A 19,914-nucleotide genomic window follows, 5' to 3' on the forward strand; every position below is an offset into this window, starting at 1 on the left:
TTAACTGAACGATGTCTATTTAAAACTTCATTTACGCACAGAAGTTTAAACTCATAATTGTACTTGATTTTTCTTTCCATAAAAATGCCCCCAAATAGTGTCTAACTTTTTGGGGGCAGTTCACTTCGGTTCTGCTTTTTTGTTTACTTTTATTTTCAATTTCATAATAACTTTAAAATGATTTTTAATCTATCTATAAATTCAAAACTGATTTAATGCCTTTTACTTTTTCGCATCCCGCCATAATTCTCCCATTAAGATATTTACCAAAATCATGGTTTTCACTCACTGCTCTTGTTATTGGCAGTTTGACTCCCGATTTTGAATATTTTCTGAGAATGAAAGTAAAAAGCGATTACAGTCATACTTTAGCGGGCATTATTTGGTTTGATTTGCCTCTCGCAATTTTACTGGCATTTGTTTTTCATAATGTAGTCCGAAATCTTTTGTTTCAAAATCTTCCTTTTTTTGCAAAGACTAGAATTCTAGTTTACACAGATTTCAATTGGAATTTGCATTTCAAAAAAAACTGGCACATCGTTGTTGCATCTCTATTGATTGGGATAATTTCTCATCTTTTTTGGGATGCTTTTACTCATAAGAACGGCTATTTTGCAAATGAATTTGATGTTTTTAAGCATACCATTTTTATTTTTAATAATGAAATTCCGTTATGGAAAATTGCTCAACATGGAAGCACATTTATCGGCGGCATTGCTCTTCTAATTGTCTTTCTAAAGCTTCCTCAAGATTTCAGCTATAAAAATCTTGCTAAAGAATTCTATTGGAAAATTATTATTTTATGCACTTTGGGTATTTTATCTCTACGATTTGCAATACATATTGAAGATTTAAATATTGGAAATTTGACCGTAACTCTTATTGCCTCTTTTTTAATTTCAACAATTCTGACTCCACTTCTAATTAAAATAAAATCAAGCGTTAAAAATTAGTAAAATCATTACTTTTACTCCTTCAAAAAGAAGAATTCATTTTAACTAATAAAAAAATAATGGGAATATTTTCAGCAATTCTTGGCAATGCAGGATCTGTAAGCCAAGAAGATTTAATTAAAAAGTACGGACAGCTTTTGACAACCAACGAAGAGATTGAAATGGGTTTTAAACTTATTCGTGATACGTTTATTTTTACCAACAAAAGATTAATCTTGGTTGATGTACAAGGATTGACCGGAAGCAGAACAGAGTACAAATCTATCGCTTACAAAAACATTACAAGATTTAGCGTAGAAACTGCAGGAACTTTCGATCTTGATGCGGAACTAAAAATTTGGATTTCTAGCGAACAGCAGCCGAGCATTGTAAAACAATTCAACAAATCGGTTAATGTTTATGAAGTACAGAAGATTCTAGCTTTTCACGTATTGGGATAAAAAAACAAACCCGGCAAACTAAAAATTTGTCGGGTTTTATTAATTTTAAATAACAACTATTATTTCTTTTTTGTTGTGGTTTTCTTTGTCGTTGTAGCTTTTTTTGTTGTAGTTACAGGAACAGTATTTACAATTTTCTGCTGTACATAAGCCTTATAAACGCCATCTTTTTCAGCTCTCTTTTTAGCATCGTCTGCTCTTTTCTTAGAATCAGGATGCGAACTCATCATTTGATCTATAAATGAAGCTTGAGATCCTTCGCTCATTTTCGCTAAAATTCTAAAGGCAGATTCTTCGGCATTTACATCATAACCATTCTTTTTCATAAAATTGTAAGCAAATAAATCTGCTTCAGATTCTTGTTTTCGACTGTATTTGCTATCAATTATTGCACTTCCAATTTTCCCAAGCTGACTATCTGTAACTGTCGCCACCGTTGCCGATTGAGAAGCAACTCCATCCATTAAAGCTTCTTTTTGATAAGCTGCGCGAACAGCATCTCTAGAATCGTTGTTTGCAACGTGACCTATTTCATGTCCAATTACAGCAATTAGTTCATTGTCATCCATAATGTCCATCAAACCGGAATAAACACGAACACTTCCGTCTGCAGTTGCAAAAGCATTTACTTCTTTTAATTTGTAAACTTTATAATTTAAGGTAAATCCGTCTCCAGAAGCATGTTTTCCAAAAACTCGATTTAATCTTAAAGTATAACCATCAGTTGGTCCAGCTATTTCATGTTCTGCATCTAATTTATCTACAGCTTCTTTAGACAATTTTGCTGCGTCTGCGTTACTAAAAGTAAAACCAGTAACTCCTTTTTGAACAGCTCCAATAGCTTTCTCTCCAAAATTAATCTGCGCATTCATTTTCGATATACCAAATGCAGCAAATAAAGCTCCAACTATTATAAATTTCTTTTTCATATTTTTTATAATTACAATTTAACAACAAATCTAGCACAAGAAAATGCTATTTCATTTCCTAAAAAACTTGTTTTTTCAACAAATTAAAGATATGAATTTTTAACAATCTATATGTTAACTACTTGCAACTATTATTCCAAAGATAATTTATAAAAAAACCGATGAGTTTTTTACAATTACTTTCTATAAAATTACTTTTTCTTAGTTGCAGTGTTTTTAACAGGCGCTTTAGCTGTTGTTTTGACTGGCGCTGTATTTACAATTTTTTGCTGTACATAAACCTTATACAAACCATCTTTTGTTGCTCTTTTTTTAGCATCATCGGCTCTTTTACCAGAATCAGGGTGCGAGCTCATCATCTTAGTAATAAAAGATGAATCTGCACCTTCACTTAATTTTTGCAAAATTCTAAAAGCCGATTCTACAGCATTAACATCATAACCATTTTTTTTCATGAAATTGTATGAAAATAAATCTGCTTCAGATTCTTGTTTTCTGCTGTGTTTACTATCAATCATTGCGCTTCCTAATGTGCCTAATTGAGATTTTGAAATGGTTTCAAATTTACCTGATTGCGATGAAGCCGCATCTAGTAATGCTTCTTTTTTGTAAGCTGCCTTAATAGCATCTCTTGTATCATGATTAACAACGTGTCCAATCTCATGACCAATGACAGCCAGCAATTCGTTATCATCCATAATATCCATTAAACCAGCAAATACTCTAACGCTTCCATCTGCGCAAGCAAAAGCATTAATATCTTTTACTAAGTAGACTTTATAATTCAGAGTAACTCCTTCACTAGAAGTATGTTTACCAAATACACGATTTAAACGAATAGCGTAACCATCTGTAGCCGCTGCAACGGGATTATTTGCATCCATCTCATCAATAGACTGTTTGGCTAATGCTGCCGCATCTGCATCACTAAAAGTAAATCCCGAAATACCTTTACCTAAAGCGCCCATTGCTTTATCTGAAAGTATTTGAGCATTCATATTAGTAAAACTTAAAGCTGCAAATAAAATTCCTAATGCAATAATTCTCTTTTTCATGTTTTAAAATCTTAAAAATTAACAACAAAATTAAGAGCTCATAAATTCTGAAGGATCCACAGAAGTCAATTTTGTAATAGATTAAGGTTATAATTTTAAATTTCAAAAAAATCAGACTGATCCTCAAAACCTTAAACAATATTTAAAAAACAAAACACAACATGCATTAAAAAATAGAGTATTAACATTTAGCCTTCAAAATATCAAATAATTTTAGTACGCAAGAAAAGCAAACGAAAAGCAAATAAACAGCTCTAAATAAACTACATTCCGTATCTTTGTGCTTTGAATATTGATATATGGAAACAGTCGCTGAAAACATACCAACCACAAAACCAAAGTGGTTAAAAGTAAAATTACCGATCGGTCAAAAATATACTGAACTTAGAGGTTTAGTTGATAAATACAGTTTAAATACCATTTGTACTTCAGGAAGCTGCCCAAATATGGGAGAATGCTGGGGTGAAGGAACAGCAACTTTTATGATTTTAGGAAATGTCTGTACCCGTTCTTGCGGATTCTGCGGTGTAAAAACTGGTAGGCCAGAAACGGTAGATTGGGACGAACCTGAAAAAGTGGCTCGTTCTATTAAAATCATGAATATCAAACACGCTGTAGTTACTAGCGTAGACAGAGATGATTTGAAAGATGGAGGTTCAATTATTTGGATGGAAACCGTTAGAGCTATTCGAAGAATGAATCCTCAGACTACTCTTGAAACTCTAATTCCTGATTTTCAAGGAATGGAAAGAAATCTAGATCGTATTGTTGAGGCAAATCCAGAAGTTGTTTCTCACAATATGGAAACAGTGCGCCGTTTAACTCGCGAAGTTCGTATACAAGCGAAATACGACAGAAGTTTAGAAGTGCTGCGTTACTTAAAAGAAAAAGGTATTAACAGAACTAAATCTGGAATTATGTTAGGTCTTGGAGAAACAGAGGAAGAAGTTTTCCAAACCATGACAGATTTAAGAAATGCCAATGTAGATGTAGTTACCATTGGACAATATTTACAGCCAAGTAAAAAGCACCTTCCTGTAAAAGAATTTATTACACCTGAACAATTTGCCAGATATGAAAAATTTGGACTTGAATTAGGGTTCAGACACGTTGAAAGCGGACCACTTGTTCGTTCTTCATATAAAGCACAAAAACACATTTTATAAAAAAGTTTAATTGTTTAATCGTTTAATTGTCAAACCGATTAAACGATTAAACAGTTAATCGAATAAACAAAAAATTGAAAACAAGAATTGCCATTAATGGATTTGGAAGAATCGGAAGGAATCTTTTTCGACTTCTTTTAAATCATCCTGAAATCGAAGTTGTTGCTATAAACGACATTGCTGACAATAAAACCATGTCGCATTTAATTAAATATGACAGTATTCACGGTGTTTTGCCATTTGAAGTCAGTCATGACGAAAATAGCATTATTGTAGATGGAAGGCATTTTTTCTTTTTTCACGAAAAGAGCATTTCTAACTTAGACTGGAAATCGCATTCGATTGATATAGTTATCGAATCAACGGGAAAATATAAAACTCACGAAGAATTAAACGAACATCTTGAAGCTGGGGCAAAAAAAGTCATTCTTTCAGCACCTTCAGAAGTTGATACCATAAAAACTGTCGTTCTTGGAGTTAATGAAAATATTTTGGACGGAAACGAAGATATAGTTTCTAATGCAAGCTGTACGACAAATAATGCTGCCCCGATGATAAAAATAATCGAGGAATTGTGTGGAATCGAACAAGCTTACATTACAACTATCCATTCTTACACAACAGATCAAAGTCTTCATGACCAACCTCATAAGGATTTAAGACGTGCAAGAGGCGCAAGTCAGTCAATTGTTCCAACAACTACTGGTGCGGCTAAGGCTTTAACAAAAATTTTTCCTAAATTGCACAACAAAATGGGCGGATGCGGTATTCGTGTTCCAGTTCCAGATGGTTCATTAACAGATATTACCTTCAATGTAAAACGAGCTGTTACTATTGAAGAAATAAATAAAGCATTTAAAGAAGCTTCCAAAACAAATTTAAAAGGAATATTAGATTACACAGAAGACCCTATAGTTTCGGTTGATGTAATCGGCAACAGACATTCTTGTTTATTTGATGCTCAGCTAACTTCGGTTATCGATAAAATGGTAAAAGTAGTAGGCTGGTACGATAACGAAATTGGCTATTCATCTAGATTGATTGATTTAATTTTACTAATAAGCAAAAAATAAGGTTCATTGTAAAAGCATTGCCATACATGAAATACTATCTTTTTATTGTTGTTTGTTTTTTTAACTCGTTTTTGTATTCTCAAATCAAAAGGAATGCAGACAGTGTTATCTATTATAACAAGCTTGCCAATTACAATCTCAACAATAAGAAGTTTAGCCAAGCCGTTTTTTACACTCAAAAATCGATTAATTTTTGTGAAATAAATGGCAAAAGAGAAAATTTAGCCGTTCAGACTTTAAAGCTTGGAAAAATCTATTACAATCAAAAAAAGTTTGAAGAAGCTTTAAAGAATTTCCACAAAACTGTTTCTTTATTTGACACTTTAAAACCTAGCTGTACAAAAGTTTTGGCATTGCATTACATTGGTTTAACCAATACGGCAAAAGGCGAATATAAGACAGCTACTGTTTATTATGAAAAAGCGCAACAACTCCTAAAAGAGTTAAATATAGAAGATCATGCTGATGTTTTGAACTATCAGATTGCGATGGCTTTAAAAACCAACAAGAATCTTCCTTTAGCGGCAAAAACATTTCAAAAAATCACAAAAAAACCTGATAATAGTGCACTGATAAAAACCAAAACAGATTCTTATTATCAATTAGGTTTAATAGAAACACAGCTCAAAAGAAATGATTCTGCTATTATTTATTTCGATAATGCACTAGAATACAATGCTAAAAACAATGATTTTGTAAAAAAATCTAAAATAGTTTTAGCGATAAGCCAATATTATAAACAAAACAAAAATTATGATTTAGCTTACTCTTATCTAGACGAACATTATCAGCTGGAAAATTATCTTTTAAAACTAAAAAATGCTAAAGTTGATTTGAATGAATTTGAGAAATTCAAGAAAAACCAATCTTTAAATAATTCGATAAAAAAGGAAAGCGAAGAAAAATTTCAATTAAAAACCTATCGTTATTCGAAACTGGTGAGTATTTTGGCAATTGCATTGATTTCTATTTTATCGCTTTTGAGTTTAGCCTTATACAAGAACAATATTATTAGAAATCAGAATAATTTACTACTTCGCGAAAAAAACAAAGAATTAATTCTGGCAAAAAACAAAGCCGAAAAAGCATCAAAAGCCCGATCTGAATTTTTGTCTACTGTAAGTCATGAATTACGTACGCCTCTAAATGCTATTAACGGAATTACTCATATTTTACTAGAAGATAATCCGAAGAAAAAACAGTTAAAATATTTAGAATCTTTAAAGTTTTCTGGAAATTATCTAACCACTTTTATCAATGAAATTTTAGAAGTTAATAAAATTGATTCGACTAAAGTTGAAGTAGAAAATATCAGTTTTAATCTGAAAGAACTACTTTTTAATATTCAAAGTTCTTTAAAAGAGTTAGCAACAGCCAATAGAAATTATTTCAATTTAGAGATTGATAATTCTATACCAGATAATTTAATGGGAGATCCTACCAAATTATCTCAAATCATACTGAACCTAATCAACAATGCGTTAAAGTTTACTCAAAACGGACACGTAAATGTGATTGCAAAGTTATATTCGCAAGAAGATGAATATGCTACTGTTTATTTTGAAATAGTAGATACCGGAATTGGAATTCCAGAAGATAAACTTCAAACTGTTTTTGAAAGTTTCTCACAAGGATCTATAGAAGTGAATAGAAAATACGGAGGAACTGGCCTAGGACTTACCATCGTAAAAAAACTAATTGAACTATTAGGAGGGGAAATAAAATTAAAAAGTGAAGTTGGTAAAGGTTCTACTTTTACCTTCAAACTAAATTTCAAAATTAACAATGAACCTTTGGAAGCAATTGAGGAAGTAAAACCATACGACGATAAACAATTGATGGACAAGTCTATTTTATTGATTGAAGATAATAAAATCAATCAAATGATAACTCGAAAAATGCTTGAAAACAAAAACATTACCTGCGAAATCGTAGACAACGGTGAGGATGCTGTCGAGCTTTTAAAAATCAAACGTTTTGATCTGATTTTAATGGATGTGCATCTTCCTGGTATTAATGGAACGACGGCTACGAAATTGATTCGTGAATTTGACAAAACAACTCCAGTTATTGCATTAACTGCAATTTCGCTTGACGAAAATAGAGATATGCTGCTTTCTTTTGGAATGAACGATGTTATAACAAAACCTTTTGTTCCAGACGAATTCTACAGCACGATCGCTAAGTTTTTTGATTAATTTTTTTTAGGTTCTGAGGTTCTGAGTGACTAAGACGCTAAGTTTTTCTTGACATATTCTAAAATTGTCGTATCAAAATTTTGTTGCTGATTGATGAAAGAACTTTTAATTGGAAGATAATACAATTGAGAAACCAGTTTTGAATCTTTTAAACGCACATAATCTTTTTCGGTTGTAATTATTTTTCTTCCATTTGCTTTATTCAAAATAGCATCTAAATCTGTATCAGAAAAATGATGATGATCTGGAAAAGTCAAACATTCGTCATTTTCATTTTTTAAATAATCAAAAAATGGTTTCGGTTTTGCAATTCCAGCCAAAAGAAGTTTTGATTCTGATTTGATTGCTGTAACGGCAATTTTTTCTTCTTTGCCAAAAATTACTTCATCATAATCTATAAAAGTAAAAAAGAGCTGCTGTGAGCAATTTAATTTCAACTTCAATCTAATTTCAGCTTGCTTTTCTTCCGATAATTTTTTAGGACATTTGGTCACAACAACAATATTTGCTCTTGCTGCACCACTTCTGCTTTCTCTCAAATTTCCTGTAGGAAGCATAAAATCGTCTGCATATAAATCATCATAAGAAGTCAGTAAAATATAAAAACCCGCTTTTACTTTTCTGTGCTGATAAGCATCATCCAGCAGAATAACTTCTGGAGAAATTTGTTGCGAAAGCAATTGTTTAATTCCGTTTGTTCTATTGGCATCAACCGCAACCATCACAAATGGAAATTTTTGATAGAATTGAAATGGTTCGTCTCCCAAAATTTCCGCATTAGCATTTTCATCTGCCAGCAAAAAGCCTTCTGATTTTCTTTTGTAACCACGGCTTAAAGTGGCAATTTGAAATTTATCCGACAATAATCGTATTAAATATTCTATCTGTGGCGTTTTACCAGTTCCGCCAACACTCAAATTTCCAACAGCAATTACTGGAACTTCAAATGAAGTCGATTTCAGAATTCCTTTATCAAAAAGAAAATTACGAATTGAAGTAATGAATCCGTATAAAATAGCGAAAGGAAAAAGTATTTTTCGAAGTAAGTTCATTTTACGAAAGTATAATTTTTTTCGTTAATTTGTTTAGCGTTTCAATCTCTAGGTAAATCAAACCTAAAACTTCAAACTTGAAACAAATTTAAAATGAAAATTAAAGATATCATATCAGTTCTAGAAGAGATGGCTCCTTTGGCTTATGCTGAAGATTTTGACAATGTCGGCCTTTTAGTTGGAAATTCTGAAGCCGAAAGCACTGGCGTTTTAGTTTGCCATGACGCTTTAGAAAGCGTAATCGACGAAGCCATTACAAAAAATTGCAATCTTGTAGTTTGCTTTCATCCCATATTATTTTCTGGAATTAAGAAAATTACAGGCAAAAATTATGTGGAGCGTGCTATTCTAAAAGCAATTAAAAATGACATTGCCATTTTTGCAGTTCATACAGCACTTGATAATCATTCGCAAGGTGTAAATAAAATTTTCTGTGATGCCCTAGGATTAAAAAACACAAAAATATTGGTTCCTAAAAATAATTTCATTCAAAAACTAGTCACATTTACTGTTCCTGAAAATGCAGACAAAGTTAGAAATGCTTTATTTGAAGCTGGAGCAGGAAAAATTGGCAATTATGACAACTGCAGTTTTAATACACAAGGATTTTTTACTTTTCAAGGAAACGAAGAAAGCAATCCTGTAATTGGAGAAAAAGAAAAATTACATACCGGAGAAGAAATTAAAATTGAAGTTGTTTTTGAAAAACACTTGCAATCACGCATTTTAAAAGCACTTTTTGCAAACCATATTTATGAAGAAGTTGCTTATGAGATTTATGATCTAAAAAATTCGCACCAAAATATTGGTTTAGGAATGATTGGCGAATTAGAAAGCGAAATGGACGAAAAAGATTTTCTTCTTTCGGTAAAAGAAAAAATGATTGCCGACGGAATTAGACACTCTGCTTTTTTAGGTAAAAAAATAAAAAAAGTAGCCGTTTTAGGTGGTTCTGGAAGTTTTGCTATAAAGAATGCAATTCAGGCTGGAGCCGATGCTTTTTTGACTGCCGATTTGAAATATCACCAGTTTTATGAAGCAGAAAATCAGCTTCTTTTGGCCGATATTGGTCATTTTGAGAGCGAACGCTATACAAAAAACTATATTGTTGATTTTCTTCGAAAAAAAATTCTTAATTTTGCAATCATTTTATCGGAAGAAAATACAAATCCAGTTAAGTACTTATAGAATATGACGAATACGAAAGAATTAAGTGTTGAGGACAAGTTAAGAGCAATATACGATTTACAGCTTATTGACTCTAGAATTGACGAAATCAGAAACGTTAGAGGAGAACTTCCTTTAGAGGTTGAAGATTTAGAAGATGAAGTTGCAGGTTTGAGCACTCGTTCAGAGAAACTGAAAGGTGAACTTGAAGTGATTGAAGAGCAAATCAAAGCAAAGAAAATTGCTATTGAGGAGCATAAAGAAGTGATTAAAAAGTACACAAAACAACAAGAATCAGTACGTAATAACAGAGAATTTAATTCTTTGACAAAAGAAGTTGAATTTCAAGAATTAGAAATTCAATTGGCTGAAAAGCAAATCAAAGAAATGAAAGCTTCTATCGAGCATAAAAAAGAAGTTATTTCTAATTTAAAAGAAAAACTTGATGCTAAAAGCTCTCATTTAAAACATAAAAAATCTGAATTAGATGCTATCATGGCTGAAACTCAGAAAGAAGAAACTTTCTTAACTGAAAAGTCTGCTGAATTTTCTGCTCAAATCGAAGACAGATTATTAGCTGCTTATAACAGAATCAGAAGCAGTGTTCGTAATGGATTGGCTGTAGTTTCTATCGAAAGAGGAGCTTCTGCTGGATCTTTCTTTACAATTCCACCACAAACTCAAGTTGAAATTGCTTCAAGAAAGAAAATCATTACTGATGAGCACTCTGGAAGAATCTTAGTTGATACTGCATTAGCAGATGAAGAAAAAGAAAAAATGGAACAATTGTTCTCAAAATTCTAAATAACAAGTCCCGATTTAATCGGGACTTTTTTTTACATTTTTTTTGCCACGACTCGAGCGATAGTGAACAGGCGAAGCAATTGCACAAATTTTCACTAATTATTTTTAACATATAATAATGTGAATAAAAAATTCGTGCTAATTTGTGTAATTCGTGGCAGACCTTTTTTACCTTTACTAAAATAAAATTTAAGTTTTGAAAATTAAAAAAGGAATTCGTTTCATCACATTAAAGTCCGTTGGATCGTATATAAACTTCTTGAGTTATGTTCGTCCGCAAAAAGCGATGGAACTTTCGTATGCACTTTTTAGCCAGCCTAGAATTGGCAGATTACAAAAAGAAACACTTCCAAAGGTTCTAAAAAATACCGAAACCGAAATATTTCATCACAATGATCATCATTTTCAAACTTACATTTGGAAAGGAAATGAAACCAAAATTTTATTAGTTCACGGTTGGGAAAGCAATGCATCACGCTGGAAAAAGACTTTACCACATCTTCAGAAATCTGGAAGCACTATAATTGCCATCGATGCGCCGGCTCACGGGCAAAGCAGTGGTAAAGAATTTAATGTGCCACTTTATGCAGAATTCATCAATAAAGCGGTAGAAAAATATCAGCCCACCATTATAATCGGACATTCTATTGGAGGTGCCGCTTGTGTATATCATCAATATTTATTCCCAAATACGAGTATTACCAAAATGGTCATTCTTGGAGCGCCTTCAGACTTGAAGACTTTGATTGATAATTATATCTCAATGCTGAGTTTGAACAGGAAAATGCTTCTACTTTTAGAAAACAAATTCATCAATCGATTCAATTTTAAACTGGAAGATTTTTCAGGTCAAAAATTTGCCTCACAATTTAATATTCCAGGATTGATTGCGCACGATACTTCAGATAAAATTGTGGCTTTCGCCGAAGGACAAAAAATAGCGAGCAATTGGAAAAATAGCCAGTTTATTGAAACCAGCGGTTTAGGCCACGGAATGCACGACGATGACTTGTATGACAAAGTAATTGAGTTTCTTTTTTCTTCTGAAGGTTCAAAGTAACTTTTTAAGATACTGAGATTCTGAGGTACTAAGGTTCTAATTTTTACTAAAATCTGAATTCTAAAATCTAAAATTAAAATGATAGCTGTAATTTTTGAAGTCATTCCGAACGAAGGAAAAAAAGAAGAATATCTAGATATTGCCGCCAATCTAAAACCGGAATTAAGCCATATCGATGGATTTATTTCTATAGAAAGATTTCAAAGTTTAGCAGATCCTAGAAAAATCCTGTCTTTATCATTTTGGAGAGATGAAGAAAGCATTCAGCAATGGAGAAACCTAGAAATGCATCGTCACGCACAAGCAAAAGGCAGAAATGAAGTTTTTAAAGATTATCATCTAAGAATTGCAACCGTGGTTCGAGATTATGGCATGTTTGAAAGAAAAGAAACTCCTGAAGATAGTTCGATTTTTCATGATTCTTAGAAAAGGTTCTGAGGTTCTGAGTTGCTAAGGTTCTAAGTTTTCTTCACAAAAATCTAAAATCTGAATTCTGAAATCTAAAATCATTTTTTTGCCTATTTTTGCAGTATGGAAGAAAATCTTAAACGTCTTAATAAATTTATAGGAGAAACTGGTTATTGTTCACGTCGTGAAGCCGATAAACTTATCGAAGAAGGACGCGTAACCATAAATGGCGCTGTACCAGAAATGGGAACTAAAGTTTCGCCTAATGATGAAGTGCGAATAGACGGAAAATTAATAGTTGAGAAAAACGAAAAACCAATTTATCTGGCATTTAACAAACCAGTTGGAATTGAATGTACGACCAATTTAGAAGTTCAAAATAACATTGTAGATTATATCAATTACCCAAAACGTATTTTTCCAATTGGAAGATTGGATAAAGCGAGTGAAGGATTGATTTTTATGACGAATGATGGCGATATTGTAAACAAGATTTTACGCGCTAGAAACAACCACGAAAAAGAATATACCGTTACAGTCGACAGACCCATTACAGACCGTTTTATTCAGAGAATGGGAAATGGAGTTCCGATTTTGGATACCGTTACTAAAAAATGTAAAGTAGAACAAATTAGTAAATATACTTTTAAGATCATTCTAACACAGGGATTGAACCGACAAATTAGAAGAATGTCTGAATATCTAGGTTATGAAGTTACAGCGCTTAAACGTATCCGAATTATCAATATTTCTTTGGATGTTCCAGTTGGAAGATACCGCGATTTGACTGATGCTGAAATAAAAGAATTGAATCAGCTGATTGAACCTTCGAGTAAGACTGAAGAAGCGAGTTTCCCTAAAATTGAAAGTCCAGCTTCTACTCCTACCAGAAGAAAAACATATATTTCTAAACATGATCCTCGATTTAAAAAAAGGGGCGATAACAAATAAAAAAAATCCCATTCACTAAAAAATGAATGGGATTTTTCTTTATTTTTCTTTATTTTCATTTTTACTTAAAAACTCATAGTAAAGTGCTTTACCTAAAAACTTTTCATTTTGATAATACGAAATCAACTCTTCTCTTACGCGTTCAGATTCCTTTCCGTCTAAATTATTCTTTTGTAAATATTGTCGTCGCGCATCATCATTAAAATTCAATCCGCTTAAAAATACGGGCTCTACTCCTTTATTTACCGAAATATTATAATTAGTAATTAAACTTCCCCAGTTAACATAACTGCACAAAAGAATTGTTCCGTAGAAATACCAAATCATCTGATTAAAAAGAAAAGCATTCGTTTTCTGTTTACTGATTTTTTGAAACGAAACCACCAAACCAATAATTGCTAGAATTAAAAAAGCATAAACTCCAAGTCTTTTATAGGTTAAGCCAAAGAAAGAAACATATTCTGAGTTTTTAATAATGGCACTTATAATCAGAACGACGTTTAGTCCAAGCCAGATTTTAGCCAATTTCTTCAAAGAAGATGCTTCTTCATCAAAATTGAAATCGCCTTTAAAATAAAACATAATCACACCAACAGCCATCAGAATTGAGAAGATCACTGCGTTTACGCGTTCATGTGTATCTGAACTTAAATTGTTTTTTTCTAAAACTTCAAAAAACTGTTCATAATTGTAAGTTCCAATAAAAACTAAGAGCATAATATTTAGCAGAAATAAAGTTATTACACCGCTTTTTCTTTCGAAGTCAAGATCTAGAAACGAAAAGGTGCTTTGATTTTTTACTTCAGAAACATTAGTAAAATTATTATTCAATTTTGAATTGTATTCGTAACAAACATCTGGAACCCAGTAATTCCAAAAGCTAAATGAAATATAAAACCCAAGTATACTGATTAAGACCAGCTGAAAAATATCGATATCTAAAGTATAATCTGTAAATAATGAAGAGAAATGATTACTTCCGAAAGAATAAACGATAAAAAACAATCCTACAAACAGTACAGGAATTACCACGAAAGCTACTAATTTCTTGGCAAAATCATTATGAATTTTTCGTTCTGGAAGCCATTGACTGAATATAAAAATACGTCCTAAAGAAGTAATTCCGTTTAAAAATACTAAAGGAAAAACCTGTATGGTTTTTAATTCTCCGTCTTGTGTTTTGAATTGTAAAATTAAAATCGATAGAGCTAAAGCAAAAAAGGAAGCTGCATCTCCATACCACGCAAAGGCAAAACAAGATAAAATAGAAGTCATTACCAAAATAAGATGGGATCTGTCAACCAATTTTTCTTGAAAGAAATAACTAATTAATAGTGTCAAAACCACTCCAAAGATTGAAACATTGATTCCAGGAGCTTCATTGTAAAAGAGCAGGGCAAAAACTGCTGTACAAGCTAAGATAATTTGATGTTTTTTCATGATTGATAAATTTAAAAGTACTTTGTGTTTCAAAGTTTTTAGATAAAAAAATAGTGTTATTTATGATTTCATTAATTTTTCAAGGTACGATAAGTGCTCTTTAAAAGCCGCACGCCCCAAATCTGTAACCTGATAAGAGGTTTTGGGCTTTTTGCCTACGAATTCTTTCTTCACTTCAATGTATGCGGCTTTTTCAAGCGCAGAAGAATGACTTGCTAAATTCCCATCGGTGATATTCAAAAGCGTCTTCATCTCGGTAAAATCTACCCAGTCGTTAACCATCAGGACTGACATAATACCCAATCTGACACGGCTTTCAAAATCTTTATTTAGTTTATCAATAATTCCCATTGGGTTATTTGTATTTTTTGAACATCACTAAACCATACAAAATATGTAATATTCCAAATCCTAAGATCCAAAAAATTAAGCCATATCCGATATAAAAAAGTGAAATACATCCTAAAATCAGTTCAGAAAAGCCAAGATATTTTATATCAGAAAAAGTATATTTTTCAGCATTTATAACTGCTAGTCCGTAAAATATTAAAGTTGCTGGTGCCACTAAACCAAAATGTCCGTGATAGATTAAAGCCAAACAGAATATTCCTCCTGCTGCAAGCGGTACCGCTAGATTAAACAACATTTTCTTTGTTGCCGAAGTCCAAATTGGCAAATTGCATTTTTTGCTTTTTCTAACTGTAAAAAAAGTTCCAAATACTAATGCGCAAATTAGAATTGTAAATCCTATCCAAAATAATTCTGAAACAAGATTGGTCGAATATAGTTTATGGTCATCACTAAGATAATCCATTCCGTTTGCTTTGAATAATTGGTAAACATAGATTCCGCCAATTAAAGCTGAAAGTCCAGCGAAGACTCCCGAAAGTCCGCTTAATGATATAAATCTTGAAGAACGCTCCATCATGGAACGAATATGTGCTAAATCTTCTTGGTGCTTTTGATTCATAATTAAAGTACTTTGCAATACAAAGTTATTATTTATTTTGAATTGGCAAATAAAAATTTACAATTATTTTCGAAATAATCTAGTTTCCCACAAGGTTTTGCAAACCTTGTGGGTTTTAAGCCTTAATTGATTTCTAAAAAATATCCAAAAAAAACATTTTAGACCTTAAAATATAATACCTACAAGGTTTTGGAAACCTTGCAGGAAAGAGACTTTCTTATTACAATGAGCTGCGTGAGGGATAGAAGCTGGCTACCGAAGTAGCGCGGATAGCCCGACCTTTTTTGCGAAAAGGCGCACATACGCACAAAGATTGGTGCGCCTTTTTGCAAAAATGGTCACGCCCAAATTATCAGAAACAAAAAAGCCTATTCTTAACGAACAGGCTTATAGCATTTTTAAGTTTTAAATTAAAACCATCTTCTTCTTTTGAATAAAAAGACTCCAAAAGTGGATAAGATTACGGAAACAAAAAGCAGAATCCATATTCCGTATTTGCTTTCTTCTAAACCGTTTGGCACGTTCATTCCGTATAAACTGGCGATTAAGGTTGGAATCATTAATATGATTGAGATCGAAGTCATCTGTTTCATAATATTATTCATATTATTTGAGATTACAGAAGCGTAGGCATCCATCATTCCGGTCAAGATATTGTTGTAAATATTGGCCGTATCTTGTGCCTGATTTAATTCGATTTCGACATCTTCCAATAATTCTGAATCATAATTGGCTTTATGGGCTTTTAAATTTTTGATTCTTTGAAACAGCACATCATTTGCTTTTAGAGAAGTTATAAAGAATACGAAGCATTTTTCGATTTGAAGCAATGCCTGTAATTCTTCATTTTTGATTGATTTCTCTAAATTATCTTCTGCGAGTTTTATTTTATGATTGATTTGTTTCAGATATTTTAAATACCAAACGCTTGATGACAAAAGCAATCGCAACACCAAATTGAAATTGTCTTCTATTTCGATGTTTTTGCGTTGTGAATAGGCAACAAAATCTTTGATTATTTCTGTTTTATAAAAACTGATTGTAACACAGATATCGTCTTTAAAAATGATTCCGAGCGGAACGGTGTGAAAAGGTATTTTGACATCGCCGCTTTTAATGGGAATGCGCATAATAATCAAAGTCCAGCCGTCTTCAATTTCGATACGAGGTCTTTCGTCGATATCTTCGATGTCATTATAGAAAGCTTCGGGAATCTGAAGTTCTTCGAGTAAATATTCTTTTTCTGATTCTGTTGGAGATTCGATGTGAATCCAGCAGTTAGAAGTCCATTTTTGGATTTCAATTAATCCGTTGTTGTTTGTGTAAAAGGCTTTCATTTCAAAATACAGGATTTTATCGCAGCATTTTGAAGTTTCAAAAGCTGCTTAATTTAATACTAACGAATAATAATAATCGTCCATTTGGAGAAGTGTTATTTTTTAAAGTGCTGCAAAAGTATCCTTTATTTTTAAGAACCGAAACTTTAAACTATTAATTATATATTAAAATGATATTTTTAAATTCCAATTTTAAAATTCCAAATTCCAATTTTTCAACCGCAAAGAACGCAAGGCCTTCTTTGATTCTTTACATGTTTTGAGTTCGCAGAGCTTCGACTTAAATCAATCATAGCCAGAGTCACTCTTGTTCTATGTGTTTTTTTTAGTTGTATTATACAAGAAAGCCTGCTCAATTGAACAGGCTTTTGTCGTATTTTGAAAAGAAATTATTGGTTTCTTGCGCTTCTCATTTTTCTTGCTAAAAGTGTATTTTTAAGCAACATTGCAATTGTCATTGGTCCTACTCCACCTGGAACTGGTGTAATGAAAGCTGCTTTTTTGCTTACGCCGTCAAAATCAACGTCACCTTTTATAACATATCCTTTTGGGTTTGAGGCATCATCTACGCGAGTAATTCCAACGTCAATGATGGTTACACCTTCCTTTACCATATCTGCCTTTAAAAATTCAGGAACACCTAAAGCTGTAATAATTATATCGGCATTTTTAGTAAAATCTGCTAAGTTTTTAGTACGGCTGTGAGTTAATGTAACTGTCGAATCTCCTGGATTTCCTTTACGGCTCATTAAAATACTCATTGGACGACCTACAATATGGCTTCTTCCAATAACTACGGTATGTTTTCCTGCAGTTTCTACTTTGTAACGTTCTAACAGCTGCATGATTCCGAATGGAGTTGCAGGAATGAATGTTTCCATTTCTAAGGCCATTCTACCAAAGTTTGTCGGGTGAAATCCGTCAACATCTTTGTCTGGATCAATTGCTAAAAGAATTTTTTCTTCATTGATATGCTTTGGCAAAGGCAACTGAACGATATATCCATCTAGATTATCATCTTCGTTTAATTCTGCAATTTTTGCAAGAAGCTCTTCTTCGGTAATTGTTTCCGGCAAAGCAACTAAAGTTGAATCGAATCCAATTTCCTGACATGATTTTACTTTACTTCCTACGTAAGTTAAACTTGCTCCATTATTTCCAACTAAAACGGCCGCTAAATGAGGTACTTTTCCTCCAGCGTCTTTTATAGCTTGAACTTCGGCTGCAATTTCGTTTTTAATGTCGTTAGATGTTTTTTTACCGTCTAGTAGTTGCATTGTGTTGTTTCAGGTTTAATTTGTTTCAGGTTTCAAGTTTCATGTTGTAGGTGAAACTTGTATTTATTTATCGAAAAAAGTTTCAAGTTTTGGTTTCAAAACTTGAAACCTTAAACTTGAAACTCTTTTTATTATTTTGGCATTCCTCCTGGCATACCGCCCGGCATTCCTTTCATACCTCCCATCATCTTCATCAGGTTTTTTCCGCCTGGACCTTGCATCATCTTCATCATTTTGCTCATTTGGTCGAATTGCTTCATTAACTGATTTACTTGCTCGACTTTAGTTCCAGAACCTTTAGCGATTCTGGCTTTTCTTTTTACGTCGATTATAGAAGGTTTTGTTCTTTCAATTGGCGTCATCGAGTAGATAATTGCTTCAATGTGTTTGAAAGCATCATCTTCGATTTCTACATCTTTCATGGCTTTTGAAGCACCTGGTATCATTCCAACCAAGTCTTTCATATTACCCATTTTTTTCACTTGCTGAATCTGTGTTAAGAAATCATCAAAACCAAATTCGTTTTTAGCGATTTTCTTTTGAAGTTTTCTTGCTTCTTCTTCATCAAATTGTTCTTGAGCTCTTTCAACAAGAGACACAACGTCTCCCATTCCTAAGATACGCTCTGCCATACGTTCTGGATAGAAAACGTCAATTGCTTCCATTTTTTCTCCAGTACCAACAAATTTGATTGGCTTGTTTACAATCGATTTGATTGAAAGCGCCGCTCCACCACGAGTATCACCATCTAATTTCGTTAAGATAACTCCATCAAAGTTTAAGATATCGTTGAAAGCTTTTGCTGTATTTACAGCATCTTGTCCTGTCATAGAGTCTACAACGAACAATGTTTCTTGTGGCTGAATTGCTTTGTGTACACGTGCAATTTCGTCCATCATTTCCTGATCTACTGCTAAACGTCCTGCTGTATCGACGATAACAACATTGAATCCGTTTGCTTTAGCGTGTTTGATTGCATTTTGAGCAATTTCTACAGGATTTTTATTTTCTGGTTCTGAATATACCTCAACACCTATTTGATCTCCTACAACATGCAACTGATTGATCGCCGCTGGACGGTAGATATCACAAGCTACAAGAAGTGGTTTTTTATTTTTCTTCGTTTTTAAGAAGTTCGCTAATTTTCCAGAGAAAGTTGTTTTACCAGAACCTTGAAGTCCTGACATTAAAATAACAGTTGGATTTCCTGATAAGTTAACACCAGCAACATCTCCACCCATTAATTCTGTCAACTCATCTTTTACCAGTTTAACTAATAATTGTCCTGGCTGTAAGGTTGTCAATACGTCCTGACCAATTGCTTTGTCTTTTACTCTAGCGGTAAAATCTTTAGCAATTTTAAAGTTAACATCGGCATCAAGTAAGGCACGACGAACTTCTTTTAAGGTATCGGCTACGTTTACTTCTGTAATTTTACCGTGCCCTTTTAATATATGGAACGCTTTATCTAACTTATCACTTAAATTATCAAACATATTATTTTCTTTATTTGAAGTGCAAAGATAATCTAATTAGATATTTCAGGCAATTTTTATTTAGCTGCATTTAACCGCAAAGTTCGCGAAGGTTTACGCAAAGAACGCTATGTTTTTTTTCTTGCAAGATCGCAAAGT

19 protein-coding genes are annotated in these 19,914 nt (G+C 32.7%); 10 read left to right on the forward strand and 9 right to left on the reverse strand.

All coding sequences use genetic code 11. From position 1 onward, the window contains the following. Positions 1-215: 215 nt before the first annotated feature. A complete protein-coding gene (locus LL966_RS16560; RefSeq protein ID WP_229354790.1) occupies positions 216-953 on the forward strand; it encodes a DUF4184 family protein in 738 nt (245 codons plus the stop codon). Between the two features lie 59 nt (positions 954-1,012). Further along, on the forward strand, positions 1,013-1,393 hold the full coding sequence (locus tag LL966_RS16565) for a PH domain-containing protein (RefSeq protein WP_229354792.1): 381 nt from the start codon (positions 1,013-1,015) through the stop codon (positions 1,391-1,393). Positions 1,394-1,452: 59 nt separating this feature from the next. Here the strand turns inward: LL966_RS16565 and LL966_RS16570 are convergent, their stop codons facing one another. After that, positions 1,453-2,322 carry a M48 family metalloprotease gene (locus tag LL966_RS16570; RefSeq protein WP_229354794.1) on the reverse strand — a complete coding sequence of 290 codons (870 nt, stop codon included), beginning with the start codon at positions 2,320-2,322 and terminating at the stop codon, positions 1,453-1,455. Positions 2,323-2,513: 191 nt separating this feature from the next. Then, positions 2,514-3,377, reverse strand: a complete 864-nt coding sequence (locus tag LL966_RS16575; protein WP_229354795.1) for a M48 family metalloprotease — start codon at positions 3,375-3,377, stop codon at positions 2,514-2,516. Positions 3,378-3,676: 299 nt separating this feature from the next. Between LL966_RS16575 and lipA the strand changes: the two genes are divergently transcribed. The 3 genes from lipA to LL966_RS16590 all read left to right on the forward strand — a co-directional run bounded on the left by lipA (position 3,677) and on the right by LL966_RS16590 (position 7,814). Next, positions 3,677-4,543, forward strand: coding sequence for a lipoyl synthase (gene lipA / locus LL966_RS16580; RefSeq protein WP_229354796.1), 867 nt, complete (start codon positions 3,677-3,679; stop codon positions 4,541-4,543). A gap of 74 nt (positions 4,544-4,617) precedes the next feature. Continuing rightward, on the forward strand, positions 4,618-5,616 hold the full coding sequence (gene gap, locus LL966_RS16585; RefSeq protein ID WP_229354797.1) for a type I glyceraldehyde-3-phosphate dehydrogenase: 999 nt from the start codon (positions 4,618-4,620) through the stop codon (positions 5,614-5,616). Positions 5,617-5,642: 26 nt separating this feature from the next. After that, complete coding sequence (locus LL966_RS16590; protein ID WP_229354798.1) at positions 5,643-7,814, forward strand: tetratricopeptide repeat-containing hybrid sensor histidine kinase/response regulator; 2,172 nt, start codon at positions 5,643-5,645, stop codon at positions 7,812-7,814. A 29-nt stretch (positions 7,815-7,843) separates the two neighbouring features. Here the strand turns inward: LL966_RS16590 and lpxK are convergent, their stop codons facing one another. Then, positions 7,844-8,866, reverse strand: coding sequence for a tetraacyldisaccharide 4'-kinase (gene lpxK, locus LL966_RS16595; RefSeq protein ID WP_229354799.1), 1,023 nt, complete (start codon positions 8,864-8,866; stop codon positions 7,844-7,846). Positions 8,867-8,959: 93 nt separating this feature from the next. Between lpxK and LL966_RS16600 the strand changes: the two genes are divergently transcribed. From LL966_RS16600 to rluF, 5 genes are all read left to right on the forward strand, one after another. Next, complete coding sequence (locus LL966_RS16600; RefSeq protein WP_229354800.1) at positions 8,960-10,054, forward strand: Nif3-like dinuclear metal center hexameric protein; 1,095 nt, start codon at positions 8,960-8,962, stop codon at positions 10,052-10,054. 3 nt (positions 10,055-10,057) lie between these two features. Next, positions 10,058-10,837, forward strand: coding sequence for a zinc ribbon domain-containing protein (locus tag LL966_RS16605; protein WP_229354802.1), 780 nt, complete (start codon positions 10,058-10,060; stop codon positions 10,835-10,837). Positions 10,838-11,033: 196 nt separating this feature from the next. Further along, on the forward strand, positions 11,034-11,897 hold the full coding sequence (locus LL966_RS16610) for an alpha/beta fold hydrolase (protein WP_229354804.1): 864 nt from the start codon (positions 11,034-11,036) through the stop codon (positions 11,895-11,897). A 78-nt stretch (positions 11,898-11,975) separates the two neighbouring features. Next, complete coding sequence (locus LL966_RS16615; protein ID WP_229354806.1) at positions 11,976-12,323, forward strand: antibiotic biosynthesis monooxygenase family protein; 348 nt, start codon at positions 11,976-11,978, stop codon at positions 12,321-12,323. A gap of 105 nt (positions 12,324-12,428) precedes the next feature. Further along, a complete protein-coding gene (rluF, locus tag LL966_RS16620) occupies positions 12,429-13,256 on the forward strand; it encodes a 23S rRNA pseudouridine(2604) synthase RluF (protein ID WP_229354808.1) in 828 nt (275 codons plus the stop codon). A gap of 39 nt (positions 13,257-13,295) precedes the next feature. Here rluF and LL966_RS16625 read toward each other — a convergent pair whose 3' ends face one another. From LL966_RS16625 to ffh, 6 genes are all read right to left on the reverse strand, one after another. Next, positions 13,296-14,696 carry a DUF4153 domain-containing protein gene (locus tag LL966_RS16625; RefSeq protein WP_229354809.1) on the reverse strand — a complete coding sequence of 467 codons (1,401 nt, stop codon included), beginning with the start codon at positions 14,694-14,696 and terminating at the stop codon, positions 13,296-13,298. Between the two features lie 60 nt (positions 14,697-14,756). Next, the gene (locus tag LL966_RS16630) at positions 14,757-15,047 is read right to left on the reverse strand and encodes a winged helix-turn-helix domain-containing protein (RefSeq protein WP_229354810.1); all 291 of its coding nucleotides are present in this window, start codon (positions 15,045-15,047) and stop codon (positions 14,757-14,759) included. 4 nt (positions 15,048-15,051) lie between these two features. Then, complete coding sequence (locus tag LL966_RS16635; protein ID WP_229354811.1) at positions 15,052-15,666, reverse strand: hypothetical protein; 615 nt, start codon at positions 15,664-15,666, stop codon at positions 15,052-15,054. 410 nt (positions 15,667-16,076) lie between these two features. After that, a complete protein-coding gene (locus LL966_RS16640; RefSeq protein ID WP_229354812.1) occupies positions 16,077-17,003 on the reverse strand; it encodes a magnesium transporter CorA family protein in 927 nt (308 codons plus the stop codon). Between the two features lie 389 nt (positions 17,004-17,392). After that, positions 17,393-18,280: a bifunctional 5,10-methylenetetrahydrofolate dehydrogenase/5,10-methenyltetrahydrofolate cyclohydrolase gene (locus tag LL966_RS16645; protein ID WP_229354813.1), complete on the reverse strand. Its 888-nt coding sequence runs from the start codon at positions 18,278-18,280 to the stop codon at positions 17,393-17,395. Between the two features lie 131 nt (positions 18,281-18,411). Then, positions 18,412-19,776, reverse strand: a complete 1,365-nt coding sequence (ffh, locus tag LL966_RS16650) for a signal recognition particle protein (protein ID WP_229354814.1) — start codon at positions 19,774-19,776, stop codon at positions 18,412-18,414. Positions 19,777-19,914: the final 138 nt, after the last annotated feature.

Source organism: Flavobacterium chungbukense, from assembly GCF_020805785.1.
GTDB classification, from domain to species: domain Bacteria; phylum Bacteroidota; class Bacteroidia; order Flavobacteriales; family Flavobacteriaceae; genus Flavobacterium; species Flavobacterium chungbukense.

Bases quoted from the DNA above. Each gene is read 5' to 3' on its own strand.
- LL966_RS16560 (WP_229354790.1), top strand. From the start codon at position 216: ATGCCTTTTACTTTTTCGCATCCCGCCATAATTCTCCCATTAAGATAT.
- LL966_RS16565 (WP_229354792.1), top strand. From the start codon at position 1,013: ATGGGAATATTTTCAGCAATTCTTGGCAATGCAGGATCTGTAAGCCAA.
- LL966_RS16570 (WP_229354794.1), bottom strand. From the start codon at position 2,322: ATGAAAAAGAAATTTATAATAGTTGGAGCTTTATTTGCTGCATTTGGT.
- LL966_RS16575 (WP_229354795.1), bottom strand. From the start codon at position 3,377: ATGAAAAAGAGAATTATTGCATTAGGAATTTTATTTGCAGCTTTAAGT.
- lipA (WP_229354796.1), top strand. From the start codon at position 3,677: ATGGAAACAGTCGCTGAAAACATACCAACCACAAAACCAAAGTGGTTA.
- LL966_RS16590 (WP_229354798.1), top strand. From the start codon at position 5,643: ATGAAATACTATCTTTTTATTGTTGTTTGTTTTTTTAACTCGTTTTTG.
- lpxK (WP_229354799.1), bottom strand. From the start codon at position 8,866: ATGAACTTACTTCGAAAAATACTTTTTCCTTTCGCTATTTTATACGGA.
- LL966_RS16600 (WP_229354800.1), top strand. From the start codon at position 8,960: ATGAAAATTAAAGATATCATATCAGTTCTAGAAGAGATGGCTCCTTTG.
- LL966_RS16605 (WP_229354802.1), top strand. From the start codon at position 10,058: ATGACGAATACGAAAGAATTAAGTGTTGAGGACAAGTTAAGAGCAATA.
- LL966_RS16615 (WP_229354806.1), top strand. From the start codon at position 11,976: ATGATAGCTGTAATTTTTGAAGTCATTCCGAACGAAGGAAAAAAAGAA.
- rluF (WP_229354808.1), top strand. From the start codon at position 12,429: ATGGAAGAAAATCTTAAACGTCTTAATAAATTTATAGGAGAAACTGGT.
- LL966_RS16625 (WP_229354809.1), bottom strand. From the start codon at position 14,696: ATGAAAAAACATCAAATTATCTTAGCTTGTACAGCAGTTTTTGCCCTG.
- LL966_RS16630 (WP_229354810.1), bottom strand. From the start codon at position 15,047: ATGGGAATTATTGATAAACTAAATAAAGATTTTGAAAGCCGTGTCAGA.
- LL966_RS16635 (WP_229354811.1), bottom strand. From the start codon at position 15,666: ATGAATCAAAAGCACCAAGAAGATTTAGCACATATTCGTTCCATGATG.
- LL966_RS16640 (WP_229354812.1), bottom strand. From the start codon at position 17,003: ATGAAAGCCTTTTACACAAACAACAACGGATTAATTGAAATCCAAAAA.
- LL966_RS16645 (WP_229354813.1), bottom strand. From the start codon at position 18,280: ATGCAACTACTAGACGGTAAAAAAACATCTAACGACATTAAAAACGAA.
- ffh (WP_229354814.1), bottom strand. From the start codon at position 19,776: ATGTTTGATAATTTAAGTGATAAGTTAGATAAAGCGTTCCATATATTA.